Genomic DNA, 24,034 nt, shown 5'->3' on the forward strand with positions numbered 1-24,034 from the left:
CGCCCGCTCGACACAGACCCCGCTGCGGCCGCACGCCGCACGGGGGGAGGAATCATGATCCGGTACGACAACATCGAGGTCCGCTTCGGGGACCATGTGGCCATCCCCGACCTCAACCTCGAGATCGGCAGGGGCGAGTTCTTCACCCTGCTCGGGCCGTCCGGATGCGGCAAGACCACCGCCCTCCGCACCCTCGCCGGATTCATCGAGCCCTCCCGCGGCGACATCTCCATCGACGGCGAAATCGCCACGCGCCTGCCGAGCGAGAAGCGCCGCGTCGGCATGGTGTTCCAGAACTACGCCCTCTTCCCCAGCATGAGCGTGGAGGAGAACATCGCGTTCGGCCTCCGGGTGCGCAAGACGAAGAAGTCCGAGATCGACACCCTCGTCGCCGAGATTGCGTCGCAGGTCGAACTCACCCCCGCGCAACTGGCGAAGAACGTGTCCGAACTGTCCGGTGGCCAGCAGCAGCGCGTGGCGATCGCCCGCGCCCTGGTGCTGAAGCCGCGCATCCTGCTGCTCGACGAGCCGCTCTCCAACCTCGACGCGAAGCTGCGCGTGCAGCTCCGCGAGCAGTTGAAGAACCTGCAGCGCGAGCTCGGGATCACGACCGTCTACGTCACCCACGACCAGGAGGAGGCGCTCACCATGAGCGACCGCATCGCCGTGTTCAATCACGGCGTGGTGGAGCAGGTGGGCACCCCCGAGGAGATCTACAACCGGTCCAAGACCGAATTCGTCTGTACCTTCATCGGTGCGATGAACCGGCTCACCGGCGACTTCGTGCGCGAGCTGCAGCGGGGCGGAGCCACCGGGCTCGACGCCGGCAAGAGCTCCTACCTGCGGCTCGAGAAGGTGGCCCTCCACCCGCCCCGCACCGGGACGGCGGTGGTGCGCACCGACGGCGTCGTCGCCCAGCGCTCCTACCACGGGGCGTTCAGCACCTACGAGATCGAGAGCCACGGCAGCACGATCCGCGCCATGGTGCCGGAGGGCGGTGCCGAGCCGCTCGCCGAGGGATCCCGCGCGGACCTGTACATCGAGCCAGCCTCCGTGCTGCAGTACTGAGGCGCCGGCTCATGCGCGGCACCCTGCGGTCGATGTTCCGCTCACCCCTCGTCGTGGTGGTGATGCTCGTCCTTCTCTGGTTCATCGCCAGCTTCCTCGTGTTCCCGAACGCGAACCTCCTCATCAGCACCTTCTTCCCCGACGGCTCGTTCAGCCCGCGGGCCCTCGAGAAGCTGGTCAGCTCCGAACGGGCGATGAACAGCCTGTGGCACAGCTTCCTGCTCGCCGCCACGCTGGCCGTGACCGTCAACGTGGTCGGTATCTTCATCGTGCTGGTGACGGACTACTTCAAGATCCGCGGCGCGCGCCTGCTCTGGCTCGGTTACGCCACCACGCTCATCTACGGCGGCATCGTGCTCGCCGCCGGCTACAACTTCATCTACGGCCGGTACGGGTTCATCACCAACGCCGTGCGGAACGTCTTCCCCGAGGTGGACCCGAACTGGTTCTCGGGATACTTCGCGGTGGTCATCGTGATGACGTTCGCGACCACCACCAACCACATGCTGTTCCTCGGGTCGTCGCTCGCCAAGATCGACTACCAGACCATCGAGGCCGCGCGGAACATGGGCGCGTCGACGCTCCGCATCCTGTGGCGGATCGTGCTGCCCGCGCTCCGCCCGATGATCTTCGCGGTCACCGTGCTCACCTTCCTCACCGGCCTCGGTGCCCTGACCGCACCGCTCGTGCTCGGCGGCAGCGACTTCCAGACCATCGCCCCGATGATCCTCACGTTCTCGAGAAGCACCGGCTCGCGCGACCTGGCGGCGCTGCTGGCGATCATCCTCGGTCTCGCCACCATCGTGCTGCTCGCGGTGATGAACCGGGTGGAGAAGTCGGGCGTGTACTTCTCGGTGGCGAAGGTGGCCACACCCCTGCAGAAGCAGCCGATCCCTCACCCGGTGGGGAACGCGCTCGTGCACGTGGCCGCGTACATCCTCTTCGTGATCTACGCCGCCCCGGTGCTGCTGATCGTGCTGTTCTCGTTCCTCGACTCCAGCGCCATCCTCACCGGCACCATCACCTGGGACGCGTTCACGCTCGGCAACTACGCCACCGTGTTCAGCTCGCCCGCGGTGCTGCGCCCGTTCGTGGTGAGCGTGGTCTACAGCGCCCTCGCCTCGCTCATCGTCGTGGTCGGCCTGCTCTTCGTCGCCCGGGTGCTGCAGAAGTACCGCAACCCGGTCACCTCGCTGCTCGAGTACCTGCTGCACATCCCGTGGATCCTGCCCACCATCCTCATCGCGCTGGCCCTGCTGATGACCTTCGACACCCCCACGCCGTTGGTGGGCGGCCAGGTGCTCACCGGCACCACCTGGCTGCTGCTGGTGGCGTACATCGTGGTGAAGATCCCGTTCACGCTCCGGCTGCTGAAGGCCGCCTTCGCGTCGGTGCCCGAGTCGCTCGAAGACGCCGCCCGCATCCTCGGCGCCCGGTCGCTGTTCACCCTGCGCAAGGTGCTCTTCCCGCTCGTGATCCCCACGGCGGCCGCCATCACGGCGCTCAACTTCAACAGCCTGCTCGACGACTATGACGCGGCGGTGTTCCTCTACCACCCGCTGTACCAGCCGCTCGGCATCGCGATCAAGGCGAGCACGGAGGGCGAGAACAACCTCGACTCGATGTCGATCACGTTCGTCTACACCGTGCTCCTCATGATCATCATGGGCTTCACGATGTACCTCGTCTACGGCCGCAACGCCGGCCCGACGAAGCGCCGCCGCCGTCGTCACCCGGTGGCCGGAGCCACGACAGCGGGCGGGATGGCCGCCGCCCGGGGCACGGCGGCGGGCACCGCGGCCTCGCCGCTCGCCGACCCGGTACTCGCCCCGGGTGCGGAGCGCACCGACGACCCGTCGGCGGATCCGGACCGGTCGCGCCCCGCCTGATCCGCCTCCGCCCGATCCGCGTCCTCGGCCCGCCCATTCACCCACTCCGGGAGCACCCCATCCGATCCTCCGAACACCCCTCCCCGCGCTACCGCCTCGCCCACATCACCGACACCCACTTCACCGGTGACGCGGGGAGCCTGCTCTACGGCGCCGCCGACTCCGAGGCGAACCTGACCCGCGTGCTCGATCAGCTCGTGGCGTCCGGCGCGGTGCTCGATGCGATCGTGCTGAGCGGTGACCTGGCCGATCGCGGCGAGGCGGGCGCCTACCGACGGCTCCGCTCGATCGTGGAACCCGCGGCCGACCGCCTCGGTGCCCGCATCGTCTGGGCGGCGGGCAACCACGACGACCGGGCCACCTTCCGTTCCCTCCTGCTCGACGGTGGCGGCATCGGCACCCCCGGTGTCACCGACGTCGAGCCGGCCGCTCCGATTCACGGGGCGATCCGGCTCGGGGACCTGCGGGTGATCGTGCTCGACACCAGCGTGCCCTCCCACCACCACGGTGAGCTCGACGTCGACCAGCTGGCCTGGCTGGAGCACGAGCTCGCCACGCCCGCACCGGACGGCAGCATCATCGTGATGCACCATGCGCCGCTTCCGGCCGTGCTCGACCTCGCCGCCACGGTGGAGCTCCGCGACCAGAAGGCCCTCGCCGACGTACTGCGCGGATCGGATGTGCGCTCCATCCTCGGCGGTCACGTGCACTACTCGTCGAGCGGCACGTTCGCCGGCATCCCCGTCTCCACCGCCACATCGACCGCGTACACGCAGGACCTGAGCGTCGAGGTCGGCGGGACCCGGGGACGGGACGGCGCTCACGGCTTCTCCCTCGTCTACGTGTACGACGACACCGTGCTGCACTCCGTCGTCCCCGCGGGCGACTTCCCCACGGTCGGCGAGTTCGTCAGCCCGGAGAAGGCGCGCGAGCGACTGGCGGCCGCGGGCATCCTCCGCGACTGAGCGCGCGCACCGCGCGCAGCGCGCACCGCGCGCAGCGCGCTAGTCGGCGTCTCCGTCGACGAGGCGCTCCGGGATCGCCACGACGGCGAGCAGAAGACAGCCGATGCCCGGGAGCACGAGCGGCACGAATTGCCAGGCCAGCACGGCGACGAGACCGATGGCGGCCAGCAGATAGAGCACTCCGGCGGGATCGCGGCGCCAGTTCTCCGGGCAGCCGCGGAATGCCGCAATCCACCCCTGCTCGGGCGTCCACAGCCGAGCGGCCGTGAGCAGCACGACGATAAGGGCGAGGGCGGCCGCGGCCCCCGCGGCACCGACGACCTCCGCGAAAGGCAGGAGCCGGTCGGCGGCGAGCGCGAGATCGATGACGAGCACGAGCCCCGCGATCGCGACGAGCACGCCGAGCGCGAGGGAGGGCACCGCCCCGCGGCGGGCGTCCGCGAGCACGTCGCCGAGGGTGGAGGACTCGCTCCGCAGGTGCCGGCGGAGGTGGCGCACACCCAGCGCGAGGGCCAGTGGAATCGTGATCACGCCCACCGAGAGCACCGATACGGCGATGCCGACGAGCAGCACCTCACCGAAGAGCGCGAACCGCGCCCCGGCCTCGGGCCAGCGCCCCGGAGCGTAACCTGCGCGGGCCGGGCCCGCGCCGGACGCCTCGATCCGCCGCGCCGAACGCACCGCGCGCGTCGACACGGGCTAGCCCTTCAGCCCCTGCGTCGCCACGCCCGCCACGAGGAACCGCTGGAAGACGATGAAGAACAGCAGGATCGGCACGAGGGCGAGCATCGACACCGCCACCGTGGCCCCGTAGTCGGATGTGCTCGTCGCATCGTTGTACAGGCGCAGCGCGATGGGCAGCGGATACTTCTCCGGCGACGTCACGTAGAGCAGCGGACCGAGGAAGTCGTTCCAGGTCCAGATGAAGCTGAAGATCGCGGACGTCACGAGGGCCGGCCGGATGAGCGGCAGGATGATCGACACGAAGATGCGGATGTGCCCCGCCCCGTCGATGCGCGCGGCCTCGTCCATCTCCCGGGGCAGGTTGCGGATGAACTGCACCATGAGGAAGACGAAGAACGCCTCGATCGCGAGGAACTTGCCGATCACGAGCGGCACGTAGGTGTCAACCAGGTCGAGCTTCTGGAACAGGATGTACTGCGGGATGATCAGCACGTGGAAGGGCAGCAGCAGCGTGCCGATCATCGCCGCGAAGTACAGCGACACCCCGCGGAACCGGATGCGCCCGAACGCGTACGCGGCCATCGCCGAGGAGATCAGCGTGCCGACCACGGCGAGGGTGGCGATGAGCAGGGAGTTGGCGAAGAACCGCCAGAGCGGTGTTCCGCCGATCCCCTCGGCCACCTTCACGTAGTTCTGCAGCGTGGGGCTCTCGGGCAGGAGGCCGCTGTTCGACCCGAACTCGCTCGACGGCTTGAAGGTCGAGAAGATGAGCCAGATGAGCGGGTAGAGCACGAGCAGCGTGAGCGCACCGAGCACCACGAACCAGACGATCGTGTTGATCCGGCCGCGTCGGTTGCCGGTGCGGCCCTCGCGCTCGGGCGTCGCGGGCCCCGCCACGGTGATGTCGCCGGACGTGGTCACTTGGTATCCCCTCCGTAGTGCACCCAGGACTTGCTCGTCCGGAACAGGACGAAGGCGATGATGGCGACCACGACGAGCAGCACCCAGGCCATGGCCGACGCGTACCCCATCTGCAGGTCCGCGAATGCGCGCTTGTAGAGGTACACCGTGTAGTAGTTGGTCTGCCCGCCGGGCCCGCCGCTGCCGTTCGAGATGATGAACGCCGACGCGAAGATCTGGAAGGCGTTGATCGTCTCCAGCAGCAGGTTGAAGAAGATGACCGGCGACAGCATGGGCAGGGTCACGCTCAGGAACTTGCGCATGGGGCCGGCGCCGTCCATCTGGGCCGCCTCGTACAGTTCGTGCGGCACCTGCTTGAGACCGGCGAGGAAGATCACCATCGGAGCGCCGAACTGCCACACCGCGAGGATGATCAGCATGGGCACCACCAGGTCGACGTTTCCGACCCAGCTGCCCAGCCGGATGCCGAACAGGCTGAGCCCGCTGTCGACCGGACCCTCGGCGGAGAACATCGCGCGCCACACGATCGCCACGCTCACGCTCGCCCCGATGAGCGACGGCGCGTAGAACGCCGAGCGGAAGAACGCCGCGCCGCGGTCGCGATAGTTGAGCAGCATCGCGATCGCGAGGGCCGCGGCGAGCTTGATCGGTGTGCCGACGAGCACGTACACCAGCGTGATGGTGACCGACTGGATGTAGTTCGGGTCGGCGAACAGGCGCTCGAAGTTGTCGAGCCCCACCCAGACCGGGTCGGTGAAGAGGTTGTAGCGGGTGAAGGCGAGGTACAGGGAGATCGCCATCGGCCCCACGGTGAGCGCGAAGAACCCGATCAACCAGGGGGCGAGGAAGCCGTACCCGGCGAGGTTCTCCCGCCTATTGAGCCGCTTTTTCTGGGCGCTCGGCGGCGGGCCCGCCGGGGAGGGTGTTCCCCGGCGGGCCGCCGCCACCGCATCCGGCGTGGAGAGCGAGGTGGCCCGGGATGCTGTCGACATGACTCGTCCTCCGGATGCGTCGGAGTGCTTACTGGGCCAGGATGACGTCGAGTTCCTGGAAGAACTGCTCCGCCGCCGCCTCGGGCGTGATGACGCCGAGACCCAGGTCGCTACCGAGCTGACGGAACTTCTCCTCGATGCTGCCGAAGCCGACGATCGGCACCGGCGGCGCGTCGCCGAGGCGGTCGGAGATGGACTCCTCGTAGTCGCGGATCTGAGCGTCGAGGCCGTCGAGCTCGATGCCCTCGAGCTGCGTCTCCGATGCAGGCAGACCACGGTTCGTACCGAACGCCGCACCGACCTCCGGGCTGTTCACCAGGAAGTTGAGGAGCGTTGCCGCCTCCTCCGGGTGCTCGGTCGTCGCCGCGATCGTGTGCAGCATCGACGGCTTCACGTAGAGGTCCTTCGCGCCTTCGACGGTGACCGGGGGCTCGGTCAGGGTGAGCTCGGTGTACTCCTCGCCCAGGTTGCCGAGGTAGCCGGCACCGAAGTTGTCCCAGGTCAGCTCGCTCGTCGTGAGAGCGGAGTCGAAGCCGGAGAGCGGGTAGATCTCCTCGATGCGCTGGCCGGGCAGGGCTCCGCCGTTGCGAAGGGCCTCACCCTCCTCCCAGAACTCCTGCAGGCGCTCCTGGTCGAAGCCGGGCTCGCCGTCCTCGGTGAACAGCGCGTCGCCCTCGGCGCGCAGCTGGATCTCGAAGTTCTGGATGCGTCCGGTGTAGTCGGTGCCGCCGTAGATCTCCTGGCCGGCGGCCTTCGCGGTCTCGGTCACGCCCGCGACGTACTCCGTGTAGTCCTCCCAGGTGCCCCCGCCCTCGTACGGCTCCGCGCCGACGGTTTCGAGCAGCTTGGGGTTCTGGAACATCGTCCAGGCGTTGGTCGAGGTGGCGATGCCGTAGGTGGTGTCGTTGACGACGCCGATGCCGAGGATCTGCTCGGACAGCGGGTCGGTGTCGATCTGCTCACCGAGGTACGGCTCGAGGTCGAGCAGCAGCCCGTTGTCGGCGTACTGCCTCATGTACGAGTAGTCGAACTGCATGACGTCGGGAAGCCCGCCGCTGGTGGCCTCGATCTGCCGCTTCTCCCAGAACTCGGGGAAGCCCAGGAAGCTCACGTTGACCTCGATGTCGGGGTATTCCTCGTTGAACGCGGCGATCGCCTCGTCGTACATCGCGGCGCGAACGTCGTTGCCCCAGAACGCGAAGTTGAGGGAGACCGGCTCTCCGCCGCCCTCCCCGCCGCCACCCGATGCGGACTCGCCGCTTCCGGAGCATCCGGTCAATACGACGGCGCCGGTGAGCGCCATGGCCGCGAATGTTGCGGCGGCGCGGTTCCTGCGTGCTGAGAACATCTTCGTCCTTCCGATCTGACGTCTGTGTCACGTGCTGTGTGGTGGTTCCCCGGTGGAGGTCGGGACGCTGCGGGAAATCGCTTTCCTGCCCGGGCCATTGTGCGACGCGTCATTGAATCGTGTCAAGTCTCGCTCCGATAACGTTGTAAAGGTCGGATGACATCGCTATCGGGCCCTGTCCCGGCCCTGGTCTCGACCGAAATCGGCTCAGCCGCCGGTGCTCTCCCGCACGATCAATTCGGGCTGGAACACGATGTGCCGGGCGTCGAGGGCAGGATCGTCCGCCTCTTCGAGCAGGATGTCGAGCGCGGTTCGTCCGATCAATGCGCTCGGCTGCCGCACCGAACTGAGCGGCACGACCGCAGCGCTCGCGAAGTCGATGTCGTCGTACCCGATGAGCGCGATGTCACCGGGCACCCGCACTCCGCCCCCCTGCATGACGAGCGCCTGCAGCACCCCCATCGCGATCAGGTCGTTCGCGGCGAAGACCGCATCGGGCCGCTCCGCCGCCGGACGGCGCACGATGGACTGGCCCGCCGCCCGGCCGGCCTGCACCGTGAGCGCCGGCACGGGCACGACCTCGAGCGACGCATCGGGATGCGACCCGACGCTCAGCTCCGCACCGCGGTGCCGGTCGGCCACCTGACGGATGTCGAAGGGACCGCCGACGAAGGCGATGCGGCGGCGGCCCTGCGCGAGGAGATGATCCACCGCGAGCCGGCCGCCGGCGATGTCGTCCACCGACACGGAGCTGAAGCGGGACTCGTCACCGCTCCGGTCCACCAGCACCGCGGCGGTGCCGCGCGCCCGCAACCGCTCCAATCGCGCTGTCACGTCGCCGAGCGGCGAGATGAGCACGCCGAGCACACCCTGCTCCTCGAACAGGTCGAGATAGGTGGATTCGCGGTCGCGGTTCTCGTCGCCGTTGCCGAGCAGCACCGACAGTCCCGACTGCGCCGCCCGCTCCTCGGCGCCCCGCGCCAGATCGGTGAAGAACGGGTTGCGCACGTCCAGCACGATCAGACCCACGGTGCTGCTCCGGCCGGCCCGGAGCTGGCGCGCGGCACCGTTGCGCACGAAGCCGAGGTCGCGGATGGCGGCGTGCACGCGCTCGGCCGCCGGGCCCGAGACCTTCGACGGGTGGTTGAGCACATTGGAGACGGTGCCCACCGACACACCCGCTCGCGCCGCGACATCCCGGATGCTGGACGATGCCATGGCGGCGGCTCCTTAGACTGGGCCCAGGTCTGTGAACCGTTCCATTCTGTCATTGGCGCAAAGGGGCCGAACAATGCAGCGATTGTCCTTCCTTCTCAAGGTCCGTGCCGATCGGGTCGAGGAGTATCGCGCCCGGCACGCGGCGGTGTGGCCCGAGATGCTCAGCGCGCTCAAGGACAGCGGGTGGAACAACTACTCGCTCTTCCTGCGCGAGGACGGGCTCCTGGTCGGCTACGTGGAGGTCGAGGACTTCCGTGCCGCCCAGGACGCGATGGCGGCGACCGAGGTGAACGCCCGCTGGCAGGCCGAGATGTCGGAGTTCTTCGAGTCGCTCGACGGCCGCCGACCGGACGAGGCGATGACGCCGATCCCGGAGGTCTTCTCCCTCGAGGACCAGCTGAGGAGCATCGCATGAGCATCCCGATCCCCGACGGGGCCGAACTCGAGCACCTGTACACGGGATGCGTGTGGGCCGAGGGCCCGGTATGGCTGCCGGAGACCGGGACCGTCCGCTGGAGCGACATCCCGAATGACCGCATTCTCGACTACGACTCCCGCTCGGGCGAGACGCGGGTGCACCGGGAGGACGTCGAGTACACGAACGGCCGCACCCTCGACCGGCAGGGCCGCATCGTGCAGTGCTCGCACGGTCGCCGCTCGGTGGAGCGCGAGATCGACGGCGTGCCCGATACCCTCGTCGATCGCTTCGACGGCGGACGCTTCAACTCCCCCAACGACGTGGTGGTCGCCGCGGACGGCGCGATCTGGTTCACCGACCCGCCCTACGGCATCCTCTCCGATCACGAGGGCCACGCGTCCGACCCGGACTACGAGGGGTGCTTCGTGTTCCGGTTCGACGAGGAAACGGGAACGGTGACGCCTGTCATCACCGACATGACGCATCCGAACGGCCTGGCGTTCTCGCCCGACGAGTCGGTGCTCTACGTGTCGGACACCGCCGACTCGCAGCTCCCGGAGGGCACCCGCCAGATCCGGGCCTATGACGTGGTGGACGACACCTGCCGGAACGGGCGCATGTTCGCGCACATCGACCCGGGCTACTCGGACGGCTTCCGGGTGGACGTGGAGGGCCGCGTGTGGACCTCCAGTGACGGAGAGGTGCAGGTGCTCGCGCCGACGGGCGAGAAGCTCGGCAGCATTCCCGTGCCGGAAACGGTGGCCAACCTCTGCTTCGGTGGAAACGACGGCAGCGATCTCTACATCACGGCGACGACCAGCCTCTACCGCATCCGCACGACCACTCGGCAGGCCCCGCGCCCGAGGGTGTGATCGGCGCCCGGAGGGGCTCGACGCGGAAACGGCGGACGCAGGACATCGGCCGGACGGAAACGGCCACCCCGGGGACAAGGGATTGACAACGCCGGTCCGGTAAGCGTTATCCTTGAAACGATTCAGCCGTCCGGGGGTCGGTGTCCCCGAAATCCCCGGACCTCACTCGTCGCGCAGAAGGATCTGGCCATCATGACAACGTCGTCTCGTTTCGCCACCATCACGCCCGTGCTCGAACGGCAGGCCATCGAACTGCCGTCCTGGGCGTTCGGCAACTCCGGTACCCGGTTCCGTGTCTTCGGCACACCGGGCACCCCGCGCACTCCGCAGGAGAAGATCTCCGACGCCGCCCAGGTGCACGCCGTCACGGGCCTGGCGCCCACCGTCGCGCTGCACATTCCGTGGGACCGGGTCGAGGACTACTCGGAGCTCCGCTCGTTCGCGAAGGAGCAGGGCGTCGACCTCGGCACCATCAACTCCAACACCTTCCAGGACGAGGAGTACAAGTACGGCAGCCTCGCGTCGTCCGACCCGGCGGTGCGCCAGCGCGCGATCGATCACCACTTCGAGTGCATCGACATCCTGCACGCCACCGGCTCGCGCGACCTCAAGATCTGGCTGGCGGATGGCACGAACTACCCGGGGCAGGACGACATCCGCCGCCGGCAGGATGCCCTCGCCGAGTCGCTCGCCGCGATCTACGCCCGACTCGGCGACGACCAGCGTCTCGTGCTCGAGTACAAGTTCTTCGAGCCGTCGTTCTACCACACCGACGTTCCCGACTGGGGCACGTCGTACGCGCAGGTGTCGGCCCTGGGCGACCGGGCGCTCGTGTGCCTCGACACCGGGCATCACGCGCCGGGCACGAACATCGAGTTCATCGTGGCCCAGCTGCTCCGGCTCGGAAAGCTCGGCTCGTTCGACTTCAACTCCCGCTTCTACGCCGACGACGACCTCATCGTGGGATCCGCCGACCCGTTCCAGCTGTTCCGCATCCTCGCCGAGGTCATCCGCGGCGGTGGCATGGACGAGGACAGCGCTGTGGCCTTCATGCTCGACCAGTGCCACAACATCGAGGAGAAGATCCCTGGACAGATCCGCTCGGTGCTGAACGTGCAGGAGATGACGGCGCGGGCGCTCCTGATCGACCGCGAGGCGCTCGACGCCGCGCAGCGGGAGAACGACGTGCTCGGGGCGAACGGCATCTACATGGACGCCTTCTACACCGACGTGCGTCCGCTGCTCGCCGAATGGCGCGAGGGCCGCGGGCTGCCCGCCGACCCGATGGTCGCCTTCCGCGACAGCGGCTACACCGACAAGATCCGCTCGGAGCGCGTCGGCGGCACCCAGGCCGGCTGGGGCGCCTGACCCTCTCCCCTCCGCTTCCGCCGAGCCCACTTCGGTCAGGGTCGCGACGCTCCCCTCCGCACGGAGCGGGCCGGTCGCGGTCGAATGGCATGTCCCGATGAGAAGGATGAACACCGTGAGCAGTACCTCCCCCACCGCGGCCGAGCTGGTCGCCCGCTCCAACCGGCTCGGCGCGGATCCACGCAACACCAACTACGCCGGGGGCAACACCTCGGCGAAGGGCACCGACATCGATCCGGTCACCGGCGAGCCCGTCGAGCTGCTCTGGGTGAAGGGCTCCGGCGGCGACCTCGGCACGCTCACCGAAGCGGGTCTCGCGGTGCTCCGCCTCGACCGTCTCCGCGGGCTCCGCGGCGTGTACCCGGGTGTCGAGCGCGAGGACGAGATGGTCGCCGCGTTCGACTACACCCTGCACGGCAAGGGTGGCGCGGCGCCGTCCATCGACACCGCGATGCACGGGCTCGTCGACGCGGCGCACGTGGACCACCTGCACCCCGATTCCGGCATCGCGATCGCCACCGCGACCGACGGCGAACGCCTCACCCCGGAGATCTTCGGGGACCGCGTGGTCTGGGTGCCGTGGCGGCGCCCCGGCTGGCAGCTCGGCGAGGACATCGCCCGCATCCACGAGGAGAACCCGGACGCCATCGGGTGCATCCTCGGTGGTCACGGCATCACCGCCTGGGGTGCGACGAGCGCGGAGTCCGAGGCGAATTCGCGCTGGATCATCGAGACCGCGGAACGCTACATCGCCGAGAACGGCGCGGCCGACCCGTTCGGTGCGCCGCTCGACGGCTACGGCCCCCTCGCGCCCGCCGAGCGTCGCGCCCGCGCCGCCGCCCTCGCGCCCACCCTGCGCGGTCTCGTCTCGACCGACCGCCCGCAGGTGGGATCGTTCACCGACGCCGACGTGGTGCTCGACTTCCTCTCCGCGACCGAGCACGTTCGCCTCGCGGCGCTCGGCACGAGCTGCCCCGACCACTTCCTGCGCACGAAGGTGAAGCCGCTCGTGCTCGACCTGCCCGCCACCGCACCGGTGGAGGACGCGATCGCTCGCCTCACCGAGCTGCACGAGCAGTACCGCGCCGACTACGCCGCCTACTACGAGGCGCACGCGACCGAGGATTCCCCCGCGATGCGCGGCGCCGACCCGGCCATCGTGCTGATTCCCGGCGTCGGCATGTTCAGCTACGGCGCCAACACGCAGACCGCACGGGTGGCGGGCGAGTTCTACGTCAACGCGATCAACGTGATGCGCGGAGCGGAGGCGATCTCCACGTACGCGCCGATCTCCGACGCGGAGAAGTTCCGCATCGAGTACTGGTCGCTGGAGGAGGCGAAGCTGCAGCGGATGCCGAAGCCGAAGCCCCTCGCCGGCCGGATCGCGCTCGTCACCGGCGCCGCGTCGGGCATCGGCAAGGCCATCGCCACCCGCCTCACCGCCGAGGGCGCCTGCGTCGTCATCGCCGACCTCGACCTCGACAAGGCGCGGGAGGCCGCGGCGGAGCTCGGCAGCACCGACGTGGCCATCGGTGTGCGCGCCGACGTGACCGACGAAGAGCAGGTGCAGTCCGCCGTCGACGCCGCCCTGCTCGCCTTCGGTGGCCTCGACCTCGTGGTCAACAACGCCGGGCTCTCGCTCTCGAAGTCGCTGCTCGACACCACCGTCGCCGACTGGGACCTGCAGCACAACGTGATGGCCAAGGGGTCGTTCCTCGTGTCGCGCGCGGCCGCCCGAGTGCTCATCGACCAGGGGATGGGCGGCGACATCCTCTACATCTCCAGCAAGAACTCGGTGTTCGCCGGGCCGAACAACATCGCGTACTCCGCCACGAAGGCCGACCAGGCGCATCAGGTGCGCCTGCTCGCCGCGGAACTCGGCGAGTACGGCGTGCGCGTGAACGGCATCAACCCGGATGGGGTGGTGCGCGGCTCGGGCATCTTCGCCGGCGGCTGGGGCGCCAAGCGCGCGGCCGTCTACGGGGTTCCCGAGGAGGAGCTCGGCAAGTACTACGCGCAGCGCACGCTGCTGAAGCGCGAGGTGCTGCCCGAGAACGTGGCCAACGCCGTGTTCGTGCTCTGCACGTCGGACCTCAGCCACACCACCGGACTGCACGTGCCGGTGGACGCCGGCGTCGCCGCGGCGTTCCTGCGATGACCACTGTCGCCGCGGTCGATCTCGGCGCGACGAGCGGCCGGGTGCTGCTCGGCCGGGTGCGCCCGAACGAGCTGTCGCTCGAGCACGTGGCGCGCTTCCCCAACACGCCGGTGCGCACGATCGACGGCCTGCATTGGAACATCCTCGAGCTGTACCGGAACGTGCTCGCCGGACTCACGTCCGCCGCCCGCGCGACCACCGACATCGCCAGCATCGGCATCGACTCCTGGGCCGTGGACTACGCGCTCCTCCGGAACGGTCGGATGCTCGGCACACCGTACTCGTACCGCGACGCCCGCACCGAGCGGGGAGTCGCCCGCAGCCACGAGCGGGTCGGGGCGGCGGAGCTCTACGCCGCCAACGGACTGCAGTTCCTGCCGTTCAACACGTTGTACCAGCTGGCCGTCGATGACGAGGACGGTGTTCTGCCGCTCGCCGACAGGATGCTGCTGCTGCCCGATCTGTTCGCCTACTGGTTGAGCGGGGCCGAAGTGGCCGAGCGGTCGAACGCGTCGACTACCGGGTTGCTCGCGCTCTCGGGCCGCGATTGGAACGACGACCTGGTGGCCCGGTTGGGACTTCCCCGCGGGATCCTGCCCGAGCTCGTCGATGCCGGGTCGCCGATCGGGCCGGTGCTGCCCGATGTGGCGGCCGAGCTGGGGCTTGCGCGGTCGGTCGACGTGGTGGCCGTGGGCTCGCACGACACCGCCTCCGCGGTCGTCGCCGTTCCGGCCACCTCCGACGACTTCGCCTATATCAGCTGCGGAACCTGGGGCCTCGTCGGCGTCGAGCTCGAGCATCCGGTGGTCGGGAACGCGAGTCGCGCCGCCAACTTCACCAACGAGGGCGGCGTGGACGGGCGCGTGCGCTATCTGCACAACGTGATGGGCCTTTGGCTGCTGAGCGAGTGCGTGCGCACCTGGGAGCTCCTGGGCGAGTCGATCGATCTCCCCGACCTCCTGACCGCCGCGGCGGCCGTGTCGACGCCGCCGTCGATCTTCGACGCCAATGACCCGCGACTGATGCCGCCGGGTGACATGCCCGCCCGCATCGCCGTGCTCTGCGGCGAGCGCGGCGTGCCGGTACCGGCGTCGCGCGCCGAGCTGGTGCGCTCGATTCTGGAGAGCCTCGCGGAGGCGTTCGCCCGGGCCGTGCACACCGCCGCCACGCTGTCGGGGAAGCGCGTGACGGTGGTGCACATCGTGGGCGGCGGCTCGCAGAACGAGCTGCTCTGCCAGCTGACCGCCGACCGTTCGGGTCTTCCGGTGCTCGCCGGACCGGTCGAGGCCACGGCGATCGGCAACGTGCTGGTGCAGGCGCGTGCGCAGGGTGCGGTGTCCGGGTCGCTCGAGTCGCTGCGCGCACTCGTCGCCCGATCGACCGAGCCGCGCCGGCATTCGCCGCGCACGACGGCGAGGGTGCGCGCATGAGCGCCCCGCAGTCCGCGCACGGCGCGCACATCGCGCATATCCCGAAGCCGCGCACGCGCCGCGTACTGATCAACAGCGACGCCAAGAACGAGGCGGACGACCAGTACGCCCTCGTGCACGCACTGCTGTCGCCCACCCTCGATGTGCGCGGCATCATCCCGGCCCACTTCGGCACATCGCGCAGCGCGACGAGCATGCTCGACTCGCGCGCGGAGGTCGATCTGCTGCTCGACCTGCTCGGGCGGCGTGGCACGGTGACCGTGGCGAACGGTGCCGCGCACGCCCTGCCCGACGCGCACACCCCGGTCGACTCGCCCGGAGCCCGCCTCATTCTCGACGAGGTGGCGACGGCGGGCGACGACGGGCTGCTGATCGCCTTTCTCGGCCCGCTCACCGACATGGCCTCCGCGATCCTGCTCGACCCGAGCATGGTACGGCCGGGCGTGACCGTGATCTGGATCGGCGGACCCGGCTACGGCGACGACGTCCACTCCTTCGGCTCGTGGCCGGAGTTCAACCTGCGCAACGACATCGCCGCCGCCAACGTGGTTTTCGGGTCGGGTATCGCCATCTGGCAGGTGCCCTCCACCATCTACCGACTCGTCAACGTGGGGTACGCGGAACTGCGTCGCCGCGTCCAGCCGCACGGGGAACTCGGCGACTACCTCGTCCGCCAGCTCGTGGAGTGGAACGCCGTGTACCACCGGACGCCGATCGAGAGCCGGTCGCTCGGCGACTCCCCCGCCATCGGCCTCATGCTCGAACCCTGGAGCGGAGTCTTCCGGCGGCAGGAGCCCGTGCGCTTCACAGCCGACGGCCACTACGAACCGTCATCGACAGGATCGCCCGTGCTCGTGCTCGAGTCGTACGACGTGCGCTTCCTGCTCGAGGACATGTTCGCGAAGATCGCCGACTTCGGCGAGGGTACCGACCGGCCCACGGGAAGGGGTGCGCATGACTGACACCGCAAGCGTTCCCACCGTCGGTCGCCTCACTCTCGAGCGCCGCCGGGATCTCCCGCTCGTCGCCACGCCGACGCCGCGGCTCAGCTGGGCGACCGAGTGCGACGCGCGCGACTGGATCCAGGCCTCCGCCGAGATCGACATCGATGGGGAGGTGCACCGGCACGAGGGGTCGGAGTCGGTGTCCGTCGAATGGCCGTCGACGCCCCTGCGCCCGCGGGAGCGGCGCACCGTGCGCGTGCGTGTGCACGGCACCGACGGATCCACGTCGGACTGGAGCACGGAGGTCGAGGCCACCGCCGCGTTCCTCGCCGACGGCGAATGGCGAGCCGACTTCGTGGGCCTCGACGCACCCGACCGGGAAGCGCAGCCCGTGCTGCTGCGCCGCGAGTTCACCCCGCGCGGACCGGTGGCCCGCGCCACCCTGTACGCCACCGCCCAGGGCGCCTACCAGGTGCAGCTCAACGGCCGGGACGTGGATGACGAGGTGCTGAAGCCCGGCTGGACCGCGTACCAGTACCGCCTGCTGCACGAGACCACGGATGTCACCGCCCTGCTCGTACCGGGCCCGAACGCGATCGGCATCACCACCACGGGCGCCTGGTACACCGAGGAGTACGGCGCCGCTGGAGCCGGACAGCGGTTCTACGGCGACCAGCCCGCCGCCGCTGCGCAATTGCACCTCGACTACGCCGACGGATCGGCCGAGGTGCTGTGCACCGACGGGTCCTGGCGCGCGACCGGCGACTTCGCGATCACGGCGAGCGGCATCTATGCCGGTGAGGAGCACGACGCGCGTCGAGTTCGCGAGGGGTGGTCGACCGCCGGATTCGACGACGCCGACTGGTCGCCCGTTCGCACCGCGGAGGGCACGGTGGTCCCGACCGCCGGCATCTCCGAACCGGTGCGACGCGTATCGGAACTCCCCGTCGACCGGGTGCTGCGCACGCCGAGCGGCAAGACCGTGCTCGACTTCGGCCAGAACCTGGTCGGGCGACTTCGCATCCGCGTGACCGGCGACGCCGGGACGGTGATCACCCTCCGGCACGCCGAGGTGCTCGAGCACGACGAATTGGGCACCCGGCCCCTCCGCTTCGCCGCGGCGACGGACCGCTACACCCTCGCCGGCGGCGGAAGCGAGACATGGGAACCGGAGTTCACCTTCCACGGCTTCCGCTACGCCGAGGTCGGCGGCTGGCCCGGCGAGCTCGATCCCGCCGACGTGACGGCGGTCGTGCTGTCGAGCGACATGAGGCGCACCGGGTGGTTCGACTGCTCGAACGCGCTCGTCACCCGACTGCACGAGAACGTGGTGTGGGGCATGCGGGGCAACTTCCTGTCGCTCCCCACCGACTGCCCCCAGCGCGACGAGCGCCTCGGCTGGACCGGCGACATCCAGGTGTTCGCGCCCACCGCGAGCTTCCTCTTCGACTGCGACGCCTTCCTCGCCTCCTGGCTCGCCGACCTCCGCCTCGAGCAGCAGGCGCGGGACGGCGTCGTGCCCTTCGTCGTGCCGAACTCCCTGCCCTTCCCCGTGGATGCGGCGGCGGCGTGGGGTGACGCCGCGACCATCGTGCCGTCGGTGCTCTTCGAGCGCTTCGGAGACCGACAGGTGCTGGCCGAATCGTACGAGAGCATGCGCGCGTGGGTCGACACGCTGCTCGGCATCGCGGGACCCCGGATGCTGTGGGAGGGCCAATTCCAGTTCGGCGACTGGCTCGACCCCGACGCACCCCCCGACCAGCCCGGCGCGGCGAAGACCGACAGCGAGCTGGTGGCGAGCGCCTACCTCTACCGGTCGACCTCCCTGTTGGCGGCCGCCGCGGGCGAGCTCGGCCGCGCCGACGACGCCGTCCGCTACGGCGACCTCGCCGAGGCCGTGCGCACCGCGTTCGTGCGCGAGTACGTGACCGAGGCGGGGCGGATGCTCTCCGATGCGACCACCGCCTACGCCCTCGCGATCCGATTCGGCATCGTGACGGACGAGGAGCGGCTCACCACGATGGGCGATCGGCTCGCCTCCCTCGTGCGCGCGGCCGACTACACCATGACCACCGGCTTCGTCGGCACGCCGCTCATCCAGGGTGCGCTCGTGCAGACCGGGCACGCGGACGTCGCGGAACGACTGCTCACCCAGACCAGGATCCCGTCGTGGCTGTACGCCGTGACCATGGGCGCCACCACCATCTGGGAGCGCTGGGACAGCATGCTGGAGGACGGCAGCATCAACCCCGGCGAGATGACCTCGTTCAACCACTACGCGCTCGGCGCGATCGCCGACTGGTTGCACACCGACCTCGCCGGCCTCGCCCCTGCTGAACCCGGTTACCGTCGCCTGCGCATCCGCCCGCTCGTGCTCGACGGCTTCGACCACGCGACGGCGTCGCACGAGACCCCGTACGGGCTCGCCGAGTCCGGCTGGCGTCGCGACGGCGACTCCGTGGTGGTGACCGCCGTCGTTCCGCCCAACGCGCGGGCCGACGTGCATCTCCCCGGGTCCGTCGACGTTGTCGAAGTCGGCTCGGGTGCGCACTCCTGGACCGTGACCGTGCCGCCCGCCGTACAGGATGCGGTGGCCCGATGAGCGCGGAACGATCCTTCGGACGCGCGTTCTCCTGGGCGAGCCGCCAAGTCGATCGGGGCATTCTGCCCACCGCGGTGCTGGGCATCGCCACCTCCGCGGGGACCGTGGACGTGGTCGCCGCGGGGGCGAGCGGGGACCGCGTCGCCCGACCCGATGACGCCTACCCGCTCTTCTCGATCACCAAGCCTCTCGTCGCCCTCACCGCGCTGCGCGCCGTGGAGAACGGCCTGCTGGCGCTCGACGCGCCGCTCACCGACGCCCTCCCGGAGTTCGGCGCGCAGCGCACCGACACCGTGCGCCTCCCTCACCTGCTGAGCCACACGTCGGGCATCACGGAGGTGCCGATGGACACCCCGCGCGGGCTCCGCCGCAGCATTCTCGAGGCCGGTGCCGACTTCGAGGCCGGCACGGTGTCGCGCTACTCCACCCTCGCCTTCGAGGGGGTCGCCGCTCTGGTCGAGCACGCGACCGGCGGCACCCTCGACGCCGAGCTCGCGGCGCTGGCTGCCGACGCCGGCATGCCGGGCCTCACCTTCGACGCGGACTGCGACCCGCATCCGGTGTACGAGGCCGCTGAGCAGGGACTCGACTACGACGCGTTCGCCCGGCTCCGGCATCCGGGCGCCGGGCTGTTCGCGCGGGCCGAGGACCTGCTGTCGCTCGGCTCCGCCCTGCTGCGCGACGATGGTGCGGTCGTGCATCCCAGCACCGCCGCGGCCATGCGGCGTCCGCTGACCGGCGGACTGCCGAAGCTCGAGCCGTACCCGGAGTCGCGCGGACAAGACTGGGGCCTCTCCTGGAATATTCGGCACTCCGCCCCTGGGCTCCTCGAGCGCGGCGTGTACGGGCACGGCGGCTGGGCCGGCACCGAGTTCTGGATCTACCCTGAACTCGACGTGTGCTTCGCGTTCCTCACCAACCTGGCCAGTCCCGGCCACCACGGCTTCACCGCCGATCCGCTGTTCAACGCGGTCGCCTCCGGCCGTTGATCGACCGCCATCCGGCCACCCGGCCATCCGCCCTGGAAAGGTAAGCACCATGGTCACCCGACGCATCCCCAACCCGCACGACCTCGCGCCGCTGATGAAGTTCAAGACGCCCACGCTGAACGCGAAGAAGCGGCGCCTCGAGGAGGCCCTGACGATCGAGGACCTGCGGAAGATCGCGAAGCGCCGCACGCCGAAGGCGGCGTTCGACTACACGGACGGGTCGGCGGAGGCGGAGCTGTCGCTGCGCCGCGCGCGACAGGCGTTCCGCGACATCGAGTTCCACCCCGCGATCCTGCGCGACGTGTCGAAAGTGGACCTCAGCCGCACGGTGCTCGGCGGGCCCACCGCGCTGCCCTTCGGCATCGCGCCCACCGGCTTCACCCGCATGATGCAGACCGAGGGGGAGATCGCGGGCGCCGGCGCCGCTGCCGCGGCGGGCATCCCGTTCAGCCTCTCCACCATGGGCACCTCGTCGATCGAGGACGTGGCCGCAGCGAACCCGAACGGCCGCAACTGGTTCCAGCTCTACATGTGGAAGGACCGCGACCGCTCGATGGCGCTCGTGGACCGGGCGGCGAAGGCGGGCTTCGACACGCTGCTCGTGACCGTCGACGTGCCGGTGGCCGGCGCGCGACTGCGGGATGCGCGGAACGGCATGACCATTCCGCCCACGCTCACGCCGAAGACGGTGATCAACGCGATCCCGCGGCCCGAGTGGTGGATCAACTTCCTCACCACCGAGCCGTTGGCGTTCGCGTCGATCGATCGCTGGTCGGGCACGGTGGCCGAACTGCTCGACACCATGTTCGACCCGACCGTGACCTACGAGGACCTCGAGTGGATCAAGGCCCAGTGGCCGGGCAAGCTCGTGGTGAAGGGCGTGCAGACGGTCGACGATGCGCGCCGTCTCGCCGAGGTGGGCGTCGACGGCATCATCCTGTCGAACCACGGCGGGCGGCAGCTCGACCGTGCGCCCATCCCGTTCCACCTGCTGCCCGAGGTGGTGCGCGAGGTGGGCGACGACACCGAGATCCACCTCGACACGGGCATCCTCTCCGGGGCCGACATCGTCGCGTCCCTCGCGATGGGTGCGCACTTCACCTACATCGGCCGTGCGTACCTCTACGGATTGATGGCGGGCGGACGCGCCGGTGTGGACCGCGCCATCCAGATCCTGGAGACGCAGATCGCCCGCACCATGCGCCTGCTCGGTGCCACGTCCCTCGACGAGCTGAACCCCGACCACGTCACGCAGCTCGAGCGCCTCGCCCCGCGCCTCCGCTCGTAGCCGCACGCCCCGGCCCTTACGGTCCCTGAGCTCGAAACGTGCTCAGGGACCGTGGCGCCAAACGTCCCTTCGACAGGCTCAGGGACCGTGAATGGCGACCATACGGTCCCTGAGCTCGTCGAAGGGACGGGACCGGACGCACGCGCAGGGCGCGACCATACGGTCCCTGAGCTCGTCGAAGGGACGGGACGTGCTCAGGGACCGTGGCGAATGGGGTTAGCGGCCGCCCTCGATCTTGCGGTTGCGCTGGGCGACCCCGGCGGTGCCGTACGGGTAGTCGTCGATGCGGGGCTTGCTCGCATCCGACAGCGACTGCAGCTGCTCCGGCGTGAGCTGCAGGTCGACGGCGCCCATGTTGTCCTTCAGCTGCTTCACCGTGCGCGCGCCGAGAATGACCGACGTCACGGCCGGCTGCGCGCCGAGCCATGCGAGCGACACCTGCGACGAAGACGCGCCATGCGCCTCGGCCACCGCGCGCACCGCATCCACGGCGCTCCAGGTGCGCTCGTCGGCGTTGCGGGCCTCCCACGCCTCCATGCCGCGCTTCGGGTCCTCGCCGAGTCGGGTCGAGCCGGTGGGGGCGACGTCGCGCTCGTACTTGCCGCTCAACCAGCCCCCGGCGAGCGGCGACCAGGGCAGCAGGCCGATGCCCGCGTCGAGCGCGGCCGGAACCACCTCGTGCTCGATGTCGCGCACGAGCAGGTTGTACTGCGGCTGCAGGGTCACCGGCGCGGCCCAGCCGTGCGCGGCGGCCACGTGCACCGCCTTGGTGAGCTGCCAGCCGAGGAAGTTGGAGAACCCGTAGTAGCCGATCTTGCCCGAGCTGACGGCGTCGTTGAGGAAGCCGAGGGTCTCGTCGATCGGCGTGAGGGCGTCCCACGCGTGCATCTGGTACAGGTCGATGTGCTCCACGCCGAGCCGGCTGAGGGACGCGTCGAGCGCGGTGCGCAGGTGACGGCGCGACAGGCCGAGGTCGTTCGGGCCCGCACCCATCGGGAAGCGGCCCTTGGTGGCGAGCACCACCTGCGACGCCTCGGTCGGGTGCTCCGCCAGCCACCGTCCGATGATCTCCTCGGACACACCCGTGCTGTACACGTCGGCGGTGTCGAAGAACGTGCCACCGCCCTCCATGAACGCGGTCATGATCTCACCGGACGTGGCCTCGTCGGCTTCCGCACCGAAGGTCATCGTTCCGAGGGCCTGAGCCGAGACGACGGCTCCGCTGCGGCCTAGCTTGCGGTACTCCATGAGTTCTCCTCCGTTGGATTCATTGGATGATTCGAATCGGAGGCTACTCCTCGCAGGTGAGCGCTGGAGGTCGCGTCCCTTCGGGTACGGACGCTGAGCCTGTCGACGCGTCGTGAGGTGCGAACGTCCCTTCGGGCACGGACGCTGAGCCTGTCGAAGCGTCGTGAGGGGCGAACGTCCCTTCGGGTACGGACGCTGAGCCTGTCGAAGCGTCGTGAGGTGCGAACGTCCCTTCGACAGGCTCAGGGACGGTAGAGAGCGTCCCTTCGACAGGCTCAGAGACCGTAGAGTGCGTCCGTGCAGCAGGCTCGGGGACCGTAGAGTGCGTCCCTTCGACAGGCTCAGGGACCGTAGAGAGCGCCCCTTCGACGGGCGCAGGGACCGCGATGCGGACGTCAGGCGCGGAGGTCGGCGAGCACCGCCTCCAGCTGATCGATCGCCCAGTCGAGGTCCGGCTCCGACACCACGATCGGCGGGGCGAGGCGGATGGTGGCACCGTGCGTGTCCTTCGCGAGCACGCCGCGCTCCATCAGCAACTCGCACACGGCACGGCCGGTGGCCAGGGACGGGTCGATATCGATACCCGCCCACAGGCCGACGCCGCGCACGCCGACGACCCCGCGGCCGACCAGCGCGCCGAGGCGGGCGTGCATGCGCTCGCCGAGCATCCGTGCGCGGGCCTGGTAGTCGCCGGTGGCGAGCAGCTCCACGACGGCCCTCCCCACGGCGGCCGCCAGCGGGTTGCCGCCGAAGGTGGAGCCGTGCTGGCCCGGCTGCAGCACGCCGAGCACGTCGCGGTTGCCCACGACCGCCGACACGGGCACGATGCCGCCGCCGAGAGCTTTGCCGAGCAGATAGAGGTCGGGCACCACGCCCGCATTGTCGCACTGGAACGTCGCGCCGGTGCGCCCGAGGCCCGACTGGATCTCGTCGGCGATGAACAGCACGTTGTGGCGCGTGGTGATGTCCCGCACCGCGGGCAGGTAGTCGGCCGGAGGAACGAGGATGCCGGCCTCGCCCTGGATGGGCTCGAGCAGCACGGCCACGGTGTTCTCGTCGATCGCCGCCTCGAGCGCGGCGGCATCCCCGTACGGCACCGACCGGAACCCGGGCGTGAAGGGACCGAAATCCGCCCGGGCGTCGGGGTCGTCGCTGAAGCTCACGATCGAGATCGTCCGCCCGTGGAAGTTGCCGTCGGCCACGATGATGGTGGCGCGATCGGCCGCCACGCCCTTCACCCGGTAGCCCCAGGCGCGCGCCACCTTGATGCCCGACTCCACCGCCTCCGCGCCGGTGTTCATGGGCAGCACCATGTCCTTGCCGGCCAGTGCGGCGAGCGCGGTGACGAAGGGGCCGAGCTGGTCGTTGTGGAAGGCGCGACTCGTGAGCGTGACGCGCGCGAGCTGGGCGCGGGCGGCATCCAGGAGCAGCGGATGCGAGTGGCCGAAGTTCACCGCCGAGTAGGCGGCGAGACAGTCGAGGTAGCGCTTGCCCTCGATGTCGGTCACCCAGGCGCCCTCGCCGGTCGCCACCACGAGGGGCAGCGGCGCGTAGTTGGCGGCGATGTGCGCTTCCTCGCGCTCGATCGCATCGCGCATGGCCGTGGGCGTCGTCGAGGACTCGGTCGTGGTT

The 24,034-nt window shown here is 69.8% G+C and carries 19 protein-coding genes; 12 read left to right on the forward strand and 7 right to left on the reverse strand.

Annotated features, from left to right (window positions below):
• Nucleotides 1-54 precede the first annotated feature (54 nt).
• The 3 genes from EY822_RS04885 to EY822_RS04895 all read left to right on the forward strand — a co-directional run bounded on the left by EY822_RS04885 (nt 55) and on the right by EY822_RS04895 (nt 3,922).
• On the forward strand, nt 55-1,068 hold the full coding sequence (locus tag EY822_RS04885) for an ABC transporter ATP-binding protein (protein ID WP_150307245.1): 1,014 nt from the start codon (nt 55-57) through the stop codon (nt 1,066-1,068).
• An 11-nt stretch (nt 1,069-1,079) separates the two neighbouring features.
• Nucleotides 1,080-2,957 (forward strand): ABC transporter permease, encoded by a 1,878-nt coding sequence (locus tag EY822_RS04890; RefSeq protein ID WP_150307246.1) that lies wholly within the window; start codon nt 1,080-1,082, stop codon nt 2,955-2,957.
• A 104-nt stretch (nt 2,958-3,061) separates the two neighbouring features.
• On the forward strand, nt 3,062-3,922 hold the full coding sequence (locus tag EY822_RS04895) for a metallophosphoesterase (RefSeq protein ID WP_319803494.1): 861 nt from the start codon (nt 3,062-3,064) through the stop codon (nt 3,920-3,922).
• Between the two features lie 39 nt (nt 3,923-3,961).
• On the opposite strand, the gene EY822_RS04900 is transcribed toward EY822_RS04895, so the two are convergent.
• The 5 genes from EY822_RS04900 to EY822_RS04920 form a co-directional block, all read right to left on the reverse strand.
• A complete protein-coding gene (locus tag EY822_RS04900) occupies nt 3,962-4,618 on the reverse strand; it encodes a hypothetical protein (protein ID WP_150307248.1) in 657 nt (218 codons plus the stop codon).
• A gap of 3 nt (nt 4,619-4,621) precedes the next feature.
• Nucleotides 4,622-5,527 (reverse strand): carbohydrate ABC transporter permease, encoded by a 906-nt coding sequence (locus EY822_RS04905; RefSeq protein ID WP_150307249.1) that lies wholly within the window; start codon nt 5,525-5,527, stop codon nt 4,622-4,624.
• Nucleotides 5,524-6,519: a carbohydrate ABC transporter permease gene (locus tag EY822_RS04910; RefSeq protein ID WP_150307250.1), complete on the reverse strand. Its 996-nt coding sequence runs from the start codon at nt 6,517-6,519 to the stop codon at nt 5,524-5,526. Before EY822_RS04910 ends, EY822_RS04905 begins: the two co-directional genes overlap by 4 nt.
• A gap of 28 nt (nt 6,520-6,547) precedes the next feature.
• On the reverse strand, nt 6,548-7,867 hold the full coding sequence (locus EY822_RS04915) for an ABC transporter substrate-binding protein (RefSeq protein WP_150307251.1): 1,320 nt from the start codon (nt 7,865-7,867) through the stop codon (nt 6,548-6,550).
• Nucleotides 7,868-8,074: 207 nt separating this feature from the next.
• A complete protein-coding gene (locus tag EY822_RS04920) occupies nt 8,075-9,085 on the reverse strand; it encodes a LacI family DNA-binding transcriptional regulator (RefSeq protein ID WP_150307252.1) in 1,011 nt (336 codons plus the stop codon).
• A gap of 73 nt (nt 9,086-9,158) precedes the next feature.
• Between EY822_RS04920 and EY822_RS04925 the strand changes: the two genes are divergently transcribed.
• From EY822_RS04925 to EY822_RS04965, 9 genes are all read left to right on the forward strand, one after another.
• Nucleotides 9,159-9,500: an L-rhamnose mutarotase gene (locus EY822_RS04925; RefSeq protein ID WP_150307253.1), complete on the forward strand. Its 342-nt coding sequence runs from the start codon at nt 9,159-9,161 to the stop codon at nt 9,498-9,500.
• A complete protein-coding gene (locus EY822_RS04930) occupies nt 9,497-10,375 on the forward strand; it encodes an SMP-30/gluconolactonase/LRE family protein (RefSeq protein WP_150307254.1) in 879 nt (292 codons plus the stop codon). The genes EY822_RS04925 and EY822_RS04930 overlap by 4 nt, the downstream gene beginning before the upstream one ends.
• Before the next feature lie 192 nt (nt 10,376-10,567).
• Nucleotides 10,568-11,743 carry an L-rhamnose isomerase gene (gene rhaI / locus EY822_RS04935; RefSeq protein WP_150307255.1) on the forward strand — a complete coding sequence of 392 codons (1,176 nt, stop codon included), beginning with the start codon at nt 10,568-10,570 and terminating at the stop codon, nt 11,741-11,743.
• Nucleotides 11,744-11,849: 106 nt separating this feature from the next.
• Nucleotides 11,850-13,901, forward strand: a complete 2,052-nt coding sequence (locus EY822_RS04940; RefSeq protein WP_150308763.1) for a bifunctional aldolase/short-chain dehydrogenase — start codon at nt 11,850-11,852, stop codon at nt 13,899-13,901.
• Entirely contained in the window at nt 13,898-15,331 is a 1,434-nt protein-coding gene (locus EY822_RS04945) for a rhamnulokinase (protein ID WP_150307256.1), read from the forward strand. Before EY822_RS04940 ends, EY822_RS04945 begins: the two co-directional genes overlap by 4 nt.
• Complete coding sequence (locus tag EY822_RS04950; RefSeq protein WP_150307257.1) at nt 15,328-16,293, forward strand: nucleoside hydrolase; 966 nt, start codon at nt 15,328-15,330, stop codon at nt 16,291-16,293. The genes EY822_RS04945 and EY822_RS04950 overlap by 4 nt, the downstream gene beginning before the upstream one ends.
• The gene (locus EY822_RS04955; protein ID WP_150307258.1) at nt 16,286-18,877 is read left to right on the forward strand and encodes a family 78 glycoside hydrolase catalytic domain; all 2,592 of its coding nucleotides are present in this window, start codon (nt 16,286-16,288) and stop codon (nt 18,875-18,877) included. Before EY822_RS04950 ends, EY822_RS04955 begins: the two co-directional genes overlap by 8 nt.
• Nucleotides 18,874-19,866 carry a serine hydrolase domain-containing protein gene (locus tag EY822_RS04960; RefSeq protein WP_150307259.1) on the forward strand — a complete coding sequence of 331 codons (993 nt, stop codon included), beginning with the start codon at nt 18,874-18,876 and terminating at the stop codon, nt 19,864-19,866. Before EY822_RS04955 ends, EY822_RS04960 begins: the two co-directional genes overlap by 4 nt.
• A gap of 49 nt (nt 19,867-19,915) precedes the next feature.
• Nucleotides 19,916-21,154: an alpha-hydroxy acid oxidase gene (locus EY822_RS04965; RefSeq protein WP_150307260.1), complete on the forward strand. Its 1,239-nt coding sequence runs from the start codon at nt 19,916-19,918 to the stop codon at nt 21,152-21,154.
• Between the two features lie 216 nt (nt 21,155-21,370).
• Here the strand turns inward: EY822_RS04965 and EY822_RS04970 are convergent, their stop codons facing one another.
• Both EY822_RS04970 and rocD read right to left on the reverse strand, forming a co-directional pair.
• Entirely contained in the window at nt 21,371-22,402 is a 1,032-nt protein-coding gene (locus tag EY822_RS04970; RefSeq protein ID WP_150307261.1) for an aldo/keto reductase, read from the reverse strand.
• Between the two features lie 395 nt (nt 22,403-22,797).
• Nucleotides 22,798-24,000 (reverse strand): ornithine--oxo-acid transaminase, encoded by a 1,203-nt coding sequence (gene rocD, locus EY822_RS04975; protein WP_227497305.1) that lies wholly within the window; start codon nt 23,998-24,000, stop codon nt 22,798-22,800.
• Between the last annotated feature and the right edge of the window lie 34 nt (nt 24,001-24,034).

Origin of the sequence: Planctomonas psychrotolerans (genome assembly GCF_008642235.1) — a bacterium.
Classification (GTDB): Bacteria; Actinomycetota; Actinomycetes; order Actinomycetales; family Microbacteriaceae; genus Planctomonas; species Planctomonas psychrotolerans.